The organism is Pseudomonas sp. LTGT-11-2Z, from assembly GCF_003691445.1.
GTDB classification, from domain to species: Bacteria; Pseudomonadota; Gammaproteobacteria; order Pseudomonadales; family Pseudomonadaceae; genus Aquipseudomonas; species Aquipseudomonas monteilii.
In genome coordinates this window covers 5,049,403-5,063,322 of sequence record NZ_CP033104.1, presented here as the reverse complement: position 1 = coordinate 5,063,322, position 13,920 = coordinate 5,049,403, and the positions used below count along the sequence as shown (strand labels likewise).

General features: G+C 62.4%; 13 protein-coding genes. 7 read left to right on the top strand and 6 right to left on the bottom strand.

The features are described 5' to 3' along the window. Positions 1–4 precede the first annotated feature (4 nt). Both D8767_RS23910 and D8767_RS23905 read left to right on the top strand, forming a co-directional pair. On the top strand, positions 5–1,348 hold the full coding sequence (locus tag D8767_RS23910; protein WP_028698960.1) for a carbohydrate porin: 1,344 nt from the start codon (positions 5–7) through the stop codon (positions 1,346–1,348). Positions 1,349–1,465: 117 nt separating this feature from the next. Continuing rightward, entirely contained in the window at positions 1,466–2,320 is an 855-nt protein-coding gene (locus tag D8767_RS23905) for a D-hexose-6-phosphate mutarotase (protein WP_016713084.1), read from the top strand. Here D8767_RS23905 and hexR read toward each other — a convergent pair. Further along, positions 2,313–3,176 (bottom strand): DNA-binding transcriptional regulator HexR, encoded by an 864-nt coding sequence (hexR, locus tag D8767_RS23900; RefSeq protein ID WP_169774905.1) that lies wholly within the window; start codon positions 3,174–3,176, stop codon positions 2,313–2,315. The genes D8767_RS23905 and hexR overlap by 8 nt on opposite strands. Before the next feature lie 211 nt (positions 3,177–3,387). Between hexR and zwf the strand changes: the two genes are divergently transcribed. Genes zwf through D8767_RS23885 form a run of 3 tightly spaced genes read left to right on the top strand, consistent with a single transcriptional unit; the run spans position 3,388 to position 6,255 of the window. Then, a complete protein-coding gene (gene zwf, locus D8767_RS23895) occupies positions 3,388–4,857 on the top strand; it encodes a glucose-6-phosphate dehydrogenase (protein WP_016713083.1) in 1,470 nt (489 codons plus the stop codon). Next, on the top strand, positions 4,844–5,557 hold the full coding sequence (gene pgl, locus D8767_RS23890; protein WP_016713082.1) for a 6-phosphogluconolactonase: 714 nt from the start codon (positions 4,844–4,846) through the stop codon (positions 5,555–5,557). The genes zwf and pgl overlap by 14 nt, the downstream gene beginning before the upstream one ends. Before the next feature lie 17 nt (positions 5,558–5,574). Further along, positions 5,575–6,255 carry a bifunctional 4-hydroxy-2-oxoglutarate aldolase/2-dehydro-3-deoxy-phosphogluconate aldolase gene (locus tag D8767_RS23885; protein WP_016713081.1) on the top strand — a complete coding sequence of 227 codons (681 nt, stop codon included), beginning with the start codon at positions 5,575–5,577 and terminating at the stop codon, positions 6,253–6,255. A 137-nt stretch (positions 6,256–6,392) separates the two neighbouring features. Here D8767_RS23885 and leuA read toward each other — a convergent pair whose 3' ends face one another. The 5 genes from leuA to D8767_RS23860 all read right to left on the bottom strand — a co-directional run bounded on the left by leuA (position 6,393) and on the right by D8767_RS23860 (position 12,393). Then, positions 6,393–8,066 (bottom strand): 2-isopropylmalate synthase, encoded by a 1,674-nt coding sequence (gene leuA, locus D8767_RS23880; RefSeq protein ID WP_016713080.1) that lies wholly within the window; start codon positions 8,064–8,066, stop codon positions 6,393–6,395. A 344-nt stretch (positions 8,067–8,410) separates the two neighbouring features. Further along, complete coding sequence (locus D8767_RS23875) at positions 8,411–9,238, bottom strand: M23 family metallopeptidase (protein ID WP_016713079.1); 828 nt, start codon at positions 9,236–9,238, stop codon at positions 8,411–8,413. Positions 9,239–9,241: 3 nt separating this feature from the next. Beyond that, complete coding sequence (gene xseA / locus D8767_RS23870) at positions 9,242–10,621, bottom strand: exodeoxyribonuclease VII large subunit (protein ID WP_028698962.1); 1,380 nt, start codon at positions 10,619–10,621, stop codon at positions 9,242–9,244. Between the two features lie 104 nt (positions 10,622–10,725). After that, entirely contained in the window at positions 10,726–11,421 is a 696-nt protein-coding gene (locus D8767_RS29785) for an RHS repeat-associated core domain-containing protein (RefSeq protein ID WP_371058801.1), read from the bottom strand. Positions 11,422–11,514: 93 nt separating this feature from the next. Beyond that, a complete protein-coding gene (locus tag D8767_RS23860; RefSeq protein WP_016713077.1) occupies positions 11,515–12,393 on the bottom strand; it encodes a LysR family transcriptional regulator in 879 nt (292 codons plus the stop codon). A 97-nt stretch (positions 12,394–12,490) separates the two neighbouring features. Here D8767_RS23860 and D8767_RS23855 point away from each other — a divergent pair, with 97 nt between their 5' ends. Together D8767_RS23855 and D8767_RS23850 are read left to right on the top strand one after the other, a co-directional pair. Then, on the top strand, positions 12,491–13,246 hold the full coding sequence (locus tag D8767_RS23855) for a sulfite exporter TauE/SafE family protein (protein WP_016713076.1): 756 nt from the start codon (positions 12,491–12,493) through the stop codon (positions 13,244–13,246). Positions 13,247–13,293: 47 nt separating this feature from the next. Further along, positions 13,294–13,851 (top strand): hypothetical protein, encoded by a 558-nt coding sequence (locus D8767_RS23850; RefSeq protein ID WP_028698964.1) that lies wholly within the window; start codon positions 13,294–13,296, stop codon positions 13,849–13,851. Positions 13,852–13,920: the final 69 nt, after the last annotated feature.

Sequence of the window (13,920 nt, the reverse complement as noted above, 5' to 3'; positions counted from 1 at the left end):
AGGGATGGAACAGCGCAAACGCATCAGGACATTAGGCTCGCTGGCTTTGCTCGCCGCTGTCGGCAGCAGCGGCGCGCAGGCTGCCGAGGCCTTTTCCAGCGAATCGAAATGGATGACCGGCGACTGGGGCGGCACCCGCACCGAATTGCTGGAGAAGGGCTACGACTTCACCCTCGACTACGTCGGCGAGGTGGCTGGCAACCTGCACGGCGGCTACAACGACGACAAGACGGCCCGCTACAGCGACCAGTTTGCCCTTGGCGCACACCTGGACTTGCAAAAGATTCTTGGCTGGCACGATGCCGAGTTCAAGTTGGCGATCACCGAGCGCAGTGGTCGTAACCTGTCCAACGACCGCATCAGCGACCCGCGCGCTGGGCAGTTCAGTTCGGTGCAAGAGGTGTGGGGCCGTGGCCAGACCTGGCGCCTGACCCAGATGTGGATCAAGCAGAAGTACTTCGATGGCGCGCTGGATGTGAAATTCGGCCGCTTCGGCGAGGGCGAGGACTTCAACAGCTTCCCCTGCGACTTCCAGAACCTGGCGTTCTGCGGCTCGCAGGTGGGCAACTGGGTGGGCGGCATCTGGTACAACTGGCCGGTCAGCCAGTGGGCGCTGCGGGTGAAATACAACATCACCCCGGAATTTTTCGTGCAGGTCGGCGCCTTCGAGCAGAACCCCTCCAACCTGGAAACCGGCAACGGCTTCAAGCTCAGCGGCAGCGGAACCAAGGGCGCGATCCTCCCGGTAGAGGCGGTGTGGTCACCCAAGGTCAACGGTCTGCCGGGCGAGTACCGCCTGGGCTACTACTACAGCACGGCCAAGGCCGACGATGTGTTCGACGACGTCAACGGCAACCCGCAGGCGTTGAGCGGCGAGGCCTTCAAGTCGCATTCCAGCAAGCATGGCTGGTGGGTGGTGGCACAGCAGCAGGTCACTGCACAGGCGGGTGACGTCAACCGTGGCCTTAGCCTGTTCGCCAACTTCACCGTGCACGACAAGGCCACCAACGTGGTCGACAATTACCAGCAGGTGGGGCTGGTCTACAAGGGCGCCTTCGATGCCCGGCCCAAGGATGACATCGGCTTCGGCGTGGCGCGTATTCATGTGAATGACGACGTGAAGAAGCGTGCCGAACTGCTCAATGCCCAGAGCGGTATCAGCGATTACGACAACCCAGGCTTCGTGCCGCTGCAGCGCACCGAGTACAACGCCGAGCTCTATTACGGCTTTCACGTCACCAACTGGCTGACCGTGCGGCCCAACCTGCAGTACATCAAGAGCCCTGGCGGGGTGGACGAGGTGGACAATGCGCTGGTCGCAGGTTTGAAGATTCAGTCGTCATTCTGAGGGCAATTGTTGTAAATTTACGCCAATCCCTTTTCGGTTCCCGGCACCCACTGGCCTGCAGTGGGTGCCAGGGATAGGCCGAGACAGCGCTATCTCAAACAACAAGAGCTCTGAACCATGCCCGAACATCCGCTCCATCGCTTCTTTTCCTCGCAGCGGCCCAGGCCGACATTCGAGTGGGAGCGTTACCAGCAGCGCGATGTGCTGATCATCGATCACCCCCGTTGCCAGGCGGTATTCAGTCGCCAGGGCGCGCAACTGCTGCACTTTCAGCCAGCGGGTGAACGCCCTTGGCTGTGGTGCGCCGAGCAGTGGCCGCAGGTAGGGGCGATCCGTGGTGGCGTGCCGGTGTGCTGGCCGTGGTATGGCCGCCACCCCAGCGAAGACTTGTGGCCTGCCCATGGCTGGGCACGGCTGCTGGACTGGAAGCTGGTGGACAGCCGTGAGGACGAGGAGGGCGTAACCCTGAAGTGGCGGCTGGACCTGTGTGACTGGCAGGTAGACCTGCATGCCCGGCTGGGTAGCCGCATGGAACTGAGCCTGAGCACCGAGCATCAGGACAGCGAACCCTGCCAGTTGAGCCATGCGCTGCTGGCCTACTGGCGCATCAGTGACGTGTCCGAGATAGCGCTATCCGGGCTTGAGGACATCGAAGGTTACGACCGCTTGAACCGCCAGGCCTGCCGAGAAGATGGCGCGCTGAAGCTCAAGGGGGGCTGCCAGAAGGTCTACCCCGGCACACCGCGTGTGCAACTGCAGGACCCGGCCTGGCAGCGTGAGCTGTGCATCGATACGGGGGACAGCGACGACACCGTGGTCTGGCACCCGGGCAACCGCCCGTTGATGGGCGTGACCGGGCGTGAATGCCAGCGCTTCGTCTGTGTCGAGGCTGCCAGCGGCAGTGGCGAGGGCCTGAGCCTGGCGCCGGGGCAGCGTGCCCACCTGCGCCTGCAGGCACACCGGCTCAGTTGAGCTCGTCGTCCTCGATCGGGTAGCGGCTGGCGTTCAGGCTTTCCTTGATCTTGCGCAGGTGCGGCTGGAAGTCCACGCCGCGGCGCAAGGTCATGCCGGTGGCCAGCACATCGAGCACCGTCAGCTGAATGATCCGCGAAGTCATCGGCATGTAGATGTCGGTGTCTTCCGGCAGCGGAATGTGCAGGCTCAGGCTGCAGGCGTTGGCCAGTGGCGAGCCGGCGGCGGTCAGGCCCAGTACCGAGGCTCCGTTTTCACGGGCCAGGCGGGCCACTTCGACCAGTTCACGGGTGCGCCCGGTGTAGGAAATGATCACGAACAGGTCGCCGGTGTGCGCCACCGAGGCCAGCATGCGCTGCATCAGCACGTCAGCATGGGCCGACACGGCCAGGTTGAAGCGGAAGAACTTGTGCTGCGCATCCAGGGCTACCGGCGCCGAGGCGCCCAGGCCGAAGAAGTGGATCTGCCGGGCCTGGATCATCATGTCCACGGCGCGGCTGACCTGTTGCGGGTCCAGTTGCTGGCAGGCGCTGTCGAGCGAGGCGATGGCGCTGGCGAAGATCTTCTGGGTATAGGCGGCCGGGTCATCGTCGGCCTCTACTGCGCGGCTGACGTAGGCGGCGCCGCTGGCCAGGCTCTGTGCCAGCTGCAGCTTCAGTTCGGGGTAGCCGCTGACGCCGAACGAGCGGCAAAAGCGGTTGACGGTCGGTTCGCTGACCTTGGCTGCCTGGGCCAGCGCAGCAATGCTGAAACGGGTGGCTTGTTGCGGGTTGAGCAGGATGACTTCGGCGACTTTGCGTTCGGCCTTGTTCAGCTCGTCGAGGCGTCCCTGGATCTGCTCCAGGAGGTTTCGCACGCGGTCCATGGGTGTGTCCTTGGGTCGGGAAGACAGCCGGCTGTGGAAGCAGCAGGCTTTTTGCACGGTCGTCTATCGTACTGTCGGCGCGGTTGGCGTACCACTTGTCTGTAACACTTGCGTGTAATGTTGTGGTTTTTACTACATTATCCCTTGAAAACCGCATGTGAAAGCGGTATTCCTAGACCAACTTTAGGAAAGAACCAACATCATGGCTGCGATCAGTGTCGAACCTTGCACCTTTGCCCTGTTTGGCGCCCTCGGCGACCTGGCATTGCGCAAGCTGTTTCCTGCGCTTTACCAGCTTGACCGGGCCAACCTGTTGCACCCGGACACCCGCTTGTTGGCGTTGGCCCGCGAAGCCGGCAGCGCGCAGGAGCACCTGAACAGCATCGAGGCGCACCTGCGCCGGCATGTGCCCGAGGCGGATATCGAGCCAGCAGCGCTGGGGCGCTTTCTCGCCAGGCTGAATTACCAGCATCTGGATTTTCTTCAGCCCGAGGGCTACCAGGCCCTGGCCGAGCAATTGCCAGGCGAGCTGCCGCTGATCGCTTACTTCGCCACGGCGGCAGCGGTGTATGGGGCAATCTGTGAAAACCTCGACAAGGCCGGGCTGGCCCCGCGCACCCGTGTGGTGCTGGAAAAGCCTATCGGCCACGACCTGGAGTCGTCACGCCGGGTCAACGATGCCGTAGCACGGTTCTTCCCCGAAAGCCGGGTTTACCGTATCGATCACTACCTGGGCAAAGAGACGGTGCAAAACCTCATTGCCCTGCGCTTCGCCAACAGCCTGTTCGAAACCCAGTGGAACCAGAACTCCATCTCCCATGTGGAGATCACCGTTGCCGAAAAAGTCGGTATCGAAGGCCGCTGGGGCTATTTCGACAAGGCTGGCCAACTGCGTGACATGATCCAGAACCACCTGCTGCAGCTGCTGTGCCTAATCGCCATGGACCCGCCCAGCGAACTGTCGGCCGATGCCATTCGCGACGAAAAGGTAAAAGTGCTCAAGGCCCTGGCACCGATCACCGGCGACGGGCTAAGCACCCGTGTGGTGCGTGGCCAGTACATTGCCGGCTACAGCGAAGGCAAACCGGTGCCGGGCTACCTGGAGGAAGACAACGCCAATGCCCAGAGTGACACCGAAACGTTCGTCGCACTGCGTGCCGACATTCGCAACTGGCGCTGGTCGGGCGTGCCGTTTTACCTGCGTACCGGCAAGCGCATGCCGCAGAAACTGTCGCAGATCGTTATCCACTTCAAGGAAACGCCGCACTACATCTTCGCCCCGGAACAGCGTTTGCAGATCGGTAACAAGCTGATCATCCGCCTGCAACCGGACGAAGGCATTTCTTTACGGGTAATGACCAAGGAGCAGGGCCTGGACAAGGGCATGCAGCTGCGCAGCGGCCCGTTGCAGCTGAATTTTTCCGACACCTGGCGCAGCACGCGGATTCCGGATGCCTACGAGCGCTTGCTGCTGGAAGTGATGCGTGGCAACCAGAACCTGTTCGTGCGCAAGGACGAAATCGAATATGCCTGGAAATGGTGCGACCAGTTGATCGCCGGCTGGCGTAATGCGGGCGATGCGCCCAAGCCTTACGCGGCGGGCTCCTGGGGGCCGATGAGCTCGATTGCACTGATCACACGCGATGGGAGGGCGTGGTATGGGGATATCTGAACTGAAACTGCCAGCGGCTGTGAAGGTACACGCGCTGGCAGATGCCAAGGCGCTGGCCGCCACTCAAGCCCACGACGTGGCCGAGCGCCTGCGTGCGGCAATTGCTGCCAAGGGCCAGGCCTGCCTGGTGCTGTCCGGCGGCCGCAGCCCGGTGCCGTTTCTGGAGAAGCTGGCCAGCGAAAACCTGGACTGGTCCAAGGTCACCGTCAGCCTGGCCGATGAGCGCTGGGTGCCCGTGGAGCACGCCGACAGCAATGCTGGCCTGCTGGCCCGCCACCTGCTCAAGGGTGCAGCGGCCAAGGCCCGCTTTGTTGGCCTGTACCAGCAGGCGGAGAACCTCGAAGCCGCCGCGCTCAAGGCCGACCAGGCCTTGGCCGGGCTGCCACTTATCGATGTGTTGGTGCTGGGCATGGGCGACGATGGCCATACCGCCTCGCTGTTCCCGGCCAGCCCCAACCTGGAAGCAGGCCTGGACCTGTCCAGCCCGCGCCGCTGCCTGCCGTTGCTGGCACCGAGCGTGCCGCACCAGCGCCTGTCGATGACCCGCTCGCTGCTGGCCAGTGCCGCCTTTACTGCGCTGTCCGTGCAAGGCCAGGGCAAACTCGCTACCCTGCGCGCCGCGCTGGCTGGCAACGACCTCACTGAAATGCCGATTCGCGCTTTTCTTCACGACCCCCTGGACATCTACTGGTGCCCATGAGCCAAGGATCCATAGTCATGACCACCCTTGAACGCCCACAGCCCAAGCTCTCGATGGCCGATAAAGCCGCGCGGATCGATGCCATCTGCGAAAAGGCGCGCATCCTGCCGGTGATCACCATCGCCCGTGAGGAAGACATCCTGCCACTGGCTGATGCCCTGGCCGCTGGCGGCATCCGTACCCTGGAAGTGACCTTGCGTTCGCAGCATGGCCTGAAGGCCATCCAGGTGCTGCGCGAGCAGCGCGCGGAACTGTGCGTCGGCGCCGGTACAGTGCTTGATCGCAACATGTTCGCTGCTGTCGAAGCGGCGGGTGCGCAGTTCGTCGTTACCCCCGGCATAACCCAGGACATTCTGGAAGCCGGTGTGGACAGTGAAATTCCGTTGCTGCCAGGCATCAGCACACCGTCCGAAATCATGATGGGCTACGCCCTGGGTTACCGCCGCTTCAAGCTGTTCCCGGCGGAAATCAGCGGCGGTGTGGCAGCGATCAAGGCCTTTGGCGGGCCGTTCGGTGATATCCGCTTCTGCCCAACCGGTGGCGTCAACCCGGCCAACGTGCGCAACTACATGGCCTTGCCCAATGTGATGTGCGTGGGCGGGACCTGGATGCTCGACAGCAGCTGGATCAAGAACGGCGACTGGGCGCGGATCGAGGCGTGCAGTGCCGAGGCGATGGCGTTGCTGGACGCCAACTGAATTTGTTGTGTGCTTTACGGCTTATGGGGCGCTTGGTCGGCGCCCCTTTTTTTGCCTGTCATTCTTGTAGGGCCAGAACAGGCAACAAAAAAGCCCGCATCAAACGATGCGGGCTTCTTCATTCATCGCACCAGGGCTCAGGCCGCCTTGGCTTCCTGCTGGCTCAGCGAGCGGTTCAGCGCGCTGAACAGCGCCTTGAAGCTGGCGGTGGTGATGTTTTCATCGATACCCACACCATGCACCGGACGGCCACCGGCCACGCGCAATTCAATGTAGGCAGCAGCCTTGGCATTGGTGCCTGCGCCAATGGCATGCTCGTTGTAGTCCATGATCTCCACCGAGATCGGCAGGCCGGCTACCAGGGCTTCCAGGGCGCCGTTGCCCTTGCCGCGCCAGTGCAGGGTGGTTTCGCCTTCGCCGGCGACTTCCACTTCCACGGCGCTGTGGCCGTTTTCTTCCTGCAGGCGGTGGCTGACCAGCGCGTACGGCGCGTTGGCCTGGAGGTATTCCTTGTGCAGCAGGCTGTAGATCTGCTGGGCGGTCATTTCCAGGCCCAGGCGGTCGGTTTCACCCTGGACGACCTGGCTGAATTCGATCTGCATGCGGCGTGGCAGGCTGATGCCGTATTCCTGCTCGAGCAGGTAGGTGATGCCGCCTTTGCCCGACTGGCTGTTGACGCGGATGACCGCCTCGTAGCTGCGGCCGATGTCGGCCGGGTCGATCGGCAAGTAAGGCACTTCCCACAGCTCGCCTTCCTGCTGCTTGGCGAAACCTTTGCGGATGGCGTCCTGGTGCGAGCCGGAGAACGCGGTGTGGACCAGATCGCCCACATACGGGTGGCGTGGGTGCACCGGCAACTGGTTGCACTCTTCGACCACTTTGCGCACGCCGTCGATGTCGGAGAAGTCCAGCAACGGGTCGATGCCCTGGGTGTAGAGGTTCAGTGCCAAGGTCACCAGGTCGACGTTACCGGTACGCTCGCCGTTGCCGAACAGGCAGCCTTCGGCGCGGTCGGCACCCGCCATCAGACCCAGTTCGGTGGCGGCAATGCCGGTGCCGCGGTCGTTGTGGCAGTGCAGGCTGATGATCACGCTGTCGCGACGGCTGACGTTGCGGCAGAACCACTCGATCTGGTCGGCGTAGATGTTCGGGGTGGACACTTCCACGGTGGCCGGCAGGTTGAGGATGATCTTGTGCTCAGGCGTCGGGTTCCACACTTCGATGACTGCGTCACAGACTTCCTTGGCGAACTCCATTTCGGTGGCGCTGAAGGTTTCTGGCGAGTACTGGAAGGTCCACTGGGTTTCCGGCTGCTGGGCAGCGTACTTGACGAACAGCTTGGCCGCGTTCACCGCGATGTCCTTCACGCCTTGCTTGTCCTGGTTGAAGACGATGCGGCGGAACGACGGGCTGGTGGCGTTGTACAGGTGGACGATGGCTTTCTTGGCACCGCGCAGCGACTCGAAGGTACGGGCGATCAGGTCTTCACGGGCCTGGGTGAGCACCTGAATGGTGGTGTCGTCGGGGATGTGGCCTTCTTCGATCAGCATGCGCACGAAGTCGAAGTCGGTCTGCGAGGCGGACGGGAACGAGGCTTCGATTTCCTTCACACCCACCTGTACCAGGGTCTTCCAGAAGCGCAGTTTCTTCTCCGAATCCATCGGCTCGATCAGCGACTGGTTGCCATCACGCAGGTCGGAGCTGCACCAGATCGGCGCGGCAGTGATGGTCTTCGACGGCCAGGTGCGGTCAGGCAGGTCGATGGTCGGGAAAGCGCGGTACTTCTTCGAAGGGTCTTTGAGCATGGTCATGGAAGCAATCCTTTTGTGTGCGGCCGAGATCGGGCCTGCCGAGCGATAACGAGATGAAGAGGCGAGGCGACGCGATTCAACCTGGTAGTCGGGCGCTGACCAGGCAGAGGCTGCGATGTTGTCGGAGCAGGATGAGGGTGCTGAAGGTTTTCATGCCCTCAAACTTAACCAGTGGGGTGGGGGATGGCAAGCGTTCGAGGAAAATTGAGAGGAATGCTTAAAAAAAGATCTTGTGCGAGATTTTATAGCTGGAATTTGCTGGGTGATTATTGAATGTTGCGCGGTATTTTTCGATGGCGCAACACAGTGGAATTGATGTCGGCAGTGCTGGGCTCTTCGCGGTTTCAGGGCTGGAACGCCCCAATGAAAATCGCCGGATCCACCCGTGCATCATTCAGGCTGACGTTCCAGTGCATATGCGGCCCGGTCGCCCGCCCGGTGGAGCCCACCCGCCCGACCACCTCGCCACGGCGCAGTTGCTGCCCCACCTGCACATCGATCTTCGACATGTGGCAGAACATGCTGATGAAGCCCTGCCCATGGTCGACGAACACTGTGCGGCCATTGAAGAAGTAGTCCCCCACCAGAATCACCTTGCCATTGGCGGGGGTCTTGATTGGCGTGCCTGCCGGCACCGCGAAGTCCAGCCCGGCATGTGGGTTGCGTTCTTCGCCATTGAAGAAGCGGCGCACGCCAAACTTGCTCGACAGCGGGCCGTTGACCGGCTTGTCGAGGATCAGGTTGCTCGGCAGGCTCGGGCTGAAGCTGCGGTAGGCCTTGATCTGCTCGGCCAGTTCGCGGTCGATGCGCTTGAGGTCGGCGGGGTTCGGGTTGACCTGGCGGGTGTTCTTCAGGGTGATGCGCTGCTCGGGGTATTTTTTGCTCCCCACGCTGAAGGGCAGCGTGCGACCGCCCTGGTTCAGCGTGGCGGTGCCGGGCTTCTGGGTCAGCGGAATGCCGACGATGGCCAGCCAGGTATCCTGCTCTTTCACCACCAGCACCGGCTTGCCGTTGAAGCGGGCACTGGGCGCGCTGGCGGCGGGGCCCAGGTCGACCACTGCAACGCCGCCGGGCACCGGCTTGTTCAGCGTGCGGGTGATGTAGCTGGCCTGAGCGCCGCCGGCCAGCAGCAACAGGGAAAGGGCAAGCAAAGGCGCAAGCAGGCGGGGCATGTGTCAGTCCAGTAGTGAGAGGGTGACCGGGGTCAGGTGGTTGTCTTCGACCCGCACCAGCAGCTCGCCTTCGTTCAGGCGAGCGGTCAGGCGCTGGCCGTTGCGGGTCTGTTCGGCGCTGCGGATGGCCTGGCCTTGTTCATCCAGCAAAATGCTGTAGCCGCGGGCAAGGGTGGCCAGCGGGCTGACCACCTGCAGGGTTTGCAACTGAGCCTGGAAGCGTTGGCGGCGATCTTTGAGCACGTCGCGCATGGCCCGTGGCAGGCGCTCGGCCAGGCTGTCCAGGCGCTGGCTCAGCAGTTTCAGGTTACGCCCCGGATGCTGTGCGGCCAAGCGCGTATCCAGGCGTGCCAGGCGCTCGCGGCGCTGGTTGAGGCTGAGCATGAAGGCGCGGCGCAAGCGCATGTCCAGGTCGTCCAGGCGCTGGGCTTGCTGGCGCAAACGCTCGCCCGGGTGGCGCAGGCGCCGGGTCAGGGACTCCAGGCGCAGGCGGTCGTGGGTCAGGCGGTTCTGCATGCGCAGCAGCAGGCGCCGTTGCAGGCCATCCAGGCGTTGCTGCAGGCCACTGTTGTCGGGGGCCAGCAGTTCCGCGGCAGCAGACGGTGTGGGGGCGCGCACGTCAGCGACGAAGTCGCTGATCGACACATCGGTTTCATGGCCCACGGCGCTGACAATCGGCGTTACGCAGGCGGCGACCGCACGCGCCACGGCTTCTTCGTTGAAGCACCACAAGTCTTCCAGCGAGCCGCCCCCACGGGCCAGGATCAGCGCATCGAAACCGAGGCTGTCGGCGAGACGGATGGCACGCACGATCTGCGCGATGGCTTCGCGGCCCTGTACCGCTGTCGGGATCAGGTTCAGCTCTACCTGTGGAGCTCGGCGGCCGAACACGCTGATGATGTCGCGGATCACTGCACCGGTGGGTGATGTGATGATGCCGATGCGTTGGGGGTGGGCCGGTAGCGGCTTCTTGCGTTCGGCGCTGAACAGCCCCTCGGCACCGAGCTTCTCCTTCAGGGCTTCGAACGCCAGGCGCAGTGCGCCATCGCCGGCCGGCTCGACGGTGTCGAGAATCAGCTGGTAGTCGCCACGCCCCTCGAACAGCGAAACCTTGCCGCGCACACGAACGGCAAGGCCGTCTCGCAGTGCCTGGCGTACGCGGGTGGCATTCTGCCGGAACAACGCACAGCGCACCTGGGCGCCGCTGTCCTTGAGGGTGAAGTACATGTGGCCGGACGCCGGGCGGGCGAGGTTGGAAATCTCGCCTTCTACCCACACGCTGCGGAACACGTCTTCCAGCAGCACGCGGGCGCGGCCGTTGAGTTGGCTGACGGTAAGGACCTCACGGTCCAGGCCGAGTCGTTCGAAGGGGTCTTTGATCATGGCGGGCATCATCGCAGTTGAAAGCAGAGAGCTTCAAGCAATATGAGCCTCCATTTGCCAGATTGGCGCCACCTCAGCTCAGACCTGACATATTGTAGATTGGCTCAAATTGAGGCTCGGCGACGACTGAGTGAACTGGTTCGCAACTCATGTGCCTGCATTCCGATATCTGTTACATCCGTCGAGTTCGGAGTTGTAGTTTGCACCGATTGTTGCGTCGCAGACGGGATATCGGTGAGCGAGTTGTTTCCACTGCTTTGCAGGCTCTCCATTGACGCGTAAGGGGTCGCTTCAGCGCTATTGATAGGCTCCTGCGGGCGGGGTTGTATACGCTGGGTCAGTTCCCGTTGCAGGGTGTTAGCTCGCTCAGCTTGTGCAATTTGAAGTGCGGCTCCAGTCGTTTCTTGCTGCTGCGCAAGGCTCTCGAATACTGAAGTCAGGCTGGGTCGCCTGGAAGGGGTTGCTCGGCGTGTTTGGGTAATACGTTTCAAAGGCGCTAAATGTCCAGAAGGGTCGGTAAAGTTCACCGGGTCACCCGCACAGTAGGCATAGCTATTGATTCCACCTTTGCCGAAGGGGCTCAAGCTATCAGCCGAATGGAAACGCAGCAGGCGTGGGTTGTAGGTGCGATATCCACTGCCCAGTATGTAGCACCCAGATTGTTGGTCTTGGGGTTCTCCGTTGAATCCCAGCGAGCTTGTGAGGTGGCCTTCCGATTTGCGGTGCCCGTAAGGGCAGTACGGCTTTGCGCGTTGAAGTGCGCAGCACTTGATGCTTTGGTGTGGTTTGAACCCTTCCACGGTGAACGCCCTTCTTCGCTTCCAGATGTTATTCAAACCATCTAGCGGGGCAAACTCAACTGGCAGTTTTGACAGGTATGGTGGTGGCTTGGTTCAACGCTGCATTGCTGCCACGAACTGGCGCACCATCTGCCCTGCATCACGTCGGCAAGCCAGCGCTACGGTGCTCTCGCAGCCCCCCTCCAGCGCCACGAAACTGACCGAAGCCGGCGCAATTTCACGCATGCACGCTGGCAGTAACGCCACCCCGAAGCCCGCCTGAATCAGCTGCAATTGCGTAGTTTTGCGCGACAGCACCTGCGCCGCGCGCGGAAAGAAACCGGCCTCCATGCACAACGAAGCCGACAGGTAACTCAGCCCGCCACGGTCCCGGTGCGGGATGGAAATAAAACGTTCTTCCCTCAATTGCTCAAGTTGAACGTACTGCGCATTGGCCAACGGGTGCCCAGCCGCGACCGCCAGCAACAGCGGTTCGCTGAACAGTTCATGCAGCACCACGCCTTCGTGCTGGCGCAGCACTGGCAAGCGCAGCAGGCCAATGTCCAGCCGCCCGGCCGCAATATCTTCCAGCTGGGCCTCCGACGACTGCTGCGCGATCTCCAGCGAAACCCCCGGGTTTTCCCGCAGATAGTCCCCCAGGCGAGCCAGCAAGGGGCCGATCAGCGGCACGGTACTGGAGTGGTTCAGGCGCAGGCTGCCCTGCAACCCCTCGCCAATGTCGCGCGTTACGCGCTCTGCTTGCGCCAGGTCGGCCAGCAAGCGGCGTGCCCGTTCGAGAAAGGCCTGCCCGGCCAGCGTAAGGCGTGGCAGGCGTGCCGTGCGTTCGAACAGTGGCGTGCCCAGTTGCTGCTCCAGCTCCTTGATCTGCCGGCTCAGTGCCGACTGGGCGATGTACAGCCGTTCGGCGGCACCGCTGAAGCTGCCACACTCGGCAATTTCCACGAAGTAACGCAACTGGCGGATCGACGTCATGTCATGCCTTTTCAAGATAGCTATGGCGATAAAGGCATATTAGTCGGCATGGCTCATGGCTGGCTAACCTTGGCCTGACTTTTCAGGAACTGCTGCCATGCTTGCCCAACTGTCGTTTTCCGGCCTTGACTGGCTGCCCATCCTGTTCGGTGTCGGTGCCGCCTATATCGTTTTTGGCATCGCCGGTTTCGGCACGGCGCTGGTGGCCGGCCCTGTGCTGATCCACTTCATGCCGTTGTCACGCATCATCCCGCTGTTGGTGCTGCTGGACTTCGTTGCCGCGTTCGGCAACCTGCTGCCATCGCGCCGGGACGTGGTGCGCAGCGAGTTGTTGCGGCTGCTGCCGTTCATGGCGCTGGGCTGCACGCTGGGCGTGGTATTTCTTCTGCAACTGAAATCCGACCTTTTGCTGCTGCTGATGGGCTTGTTCGTCACGGCCTACGCGCTGTACGGGTTGGCGGTGAAGGTGCGGCCGGCCCGATTGTCCGGCGTGTGGGCGGTGCCGATGGGTACGGCAGGTGGTTTGTTCGGCGCGCTATTTGGCAGCGGCGGTTTCTTGTACGCCCTATATCTGAGCGCACGCCTGGAGGTAAAAGAGCAGGTACGTGCCACCCAGAGCGCGCTGATCAGTTGCAGCACGGTGGTGCGCCTGACGCTGTTCCTGCTCGCCGGTGTCTATGCCGACCAAAGCTTGCTGCTGCTTGCCGCCTGCTTGCTGCCGGTCATGTTCGTCGGCCTTTGGCTGGGGCGCAGGCTGACCCACCGGCTGTCCCGTGAGGCATTTGTACGCCTGGTCACCTGGTTGGTGCTGGCCAGCGGGCTGGCGTTGATCGGTCGCTACCTGAGCGGCTGAGCGGTAGAATTGCGTCATTACCGCAGTTTTTCAGGCTTTTCCCGTTCATGAACACCCAGAGCATCATCGTTCCCAAGCTGTCCACCGTCCCGGTGCATGAAGCCCGCGCCCGCGCCATCCTGCGCTGGCTGGTGCGCGAAAAGGTCGTCGAGGAGCAACTGACCACCTGTGGCCGTACCGGCAACCGCATGGGGCATGCCTTGGCTGCAGGCGCGCGCAAAGTGGCCCTGCACCCCGAAAAACTGCCCTTCGGCCAGCAGGTCAACGGCCTGGAAGTGATGCTCAAGCGCTGCATCTATACCCCGACCGATGGCTTCCTTGAAGAAGCCGGTTGCCCGGAATGCCGGCGCGAGGTGGGCGAGCCGCTGTTCGAAAGCCTGGAAGAGTGGATGCCGGGGGTAAGTGACAACTTCACCTGCCCGCTGTGCGGCTTCGAAGATGACATCAATGGCTTCATTTACCTGCAGCCATGTGCCTTTTCAAACCTGGGGTTCATCTTCAACAACTGGGGCGAGGCCGGGTTTACCCAGGCCTTTCTCGACAGCTTCGCCGACTGGCTCGACCAGCCGGTGGCCGTGGTGCAGGTAAAACTGCCACAAGGCTGACCGAAGGCCCTTATTTTGCATTGAGCGGCGCGCCGTGCATGAGTATAATGGCGCGCTTCCATTTTTCCC

Bases quoted from the DNA above. Each gene is read 5' to 3' on its own strand.
- pgl (WP_016713082.1), top strand. From the start codon at position 4,844: ATGGGGATATCTGAACTGAAACTGCCAGCGGCTGTGAAGGTACACGCG.
- xseA (WP_028698962.1), bottom strand. From the start codon at position 10,621: ATGATCAAAGACCCCTTCGAACGACTCGGCCTGGACCGTGAGGTCCTT.
- D8767_RS23905 (WP_016713084.1), top strand. From the start codon at position 1,466: ATGCCCGAACATCCGCTCCATCGCTTCTTTTCCTCGCAGCGGCCCAGG.
- D8767_RS23875 (WP_016713079.1), bottom strand. From the start codon at position 9,238: ATGCCCCGCCTGCTTGCGCCTTTGCTTGCCCTTTCCCTGTTGCTGCTG.
- D8767_RS23850 (WP_028698964.1), top strand. From the start codon at position 13,294: ATGAACACCCAGAGCATCATCGTTCCCAAGCTGTCCACCGTCCCGGTG.
- D8767_RS23855 (WP_016713076.1), top strand. From the start codon at position 12,491: ATGCTTGCCCAACTGTCGTTTTCCGGCCTTGACTGGCTGCCCATCCTG.
- D8767_RS23860 (WP_016713077.1), bottom strand. From the start codon at position 12,393: ATGACGTCGATCCGCCAGTTGCGTTACTTCGTGGAAATTGCCGAGTGT.
- leuA (WP_016713080.1), bottom strand. From the start codon at position 8,066: ATGACCATGCTCAAAGACCCTTCGAAGAAGTACCGCGCTTTCCCGACC.
- zwf (WP_016713083.1), top strand. From the start codon at position 3,388: ATGGCTGCGATCAGTGTCGAACCTTGCACCTTTGCCCTGTTTGGCGCC.
- D8767_RS23910 (WP_028698960.1), top strand. From the start codon at position 5: ATGGAACAGCGCAAACGCATCAGGACATTAGGCTCGCTGGCTTTGCTC.
- D8767_RS23885 (WP_016713081.1), top strand. From the start codon at position 5,575: ATGACCACCCTTGAACGCCCACAGCCCAAGCTCTCGATGGCCGATAAA.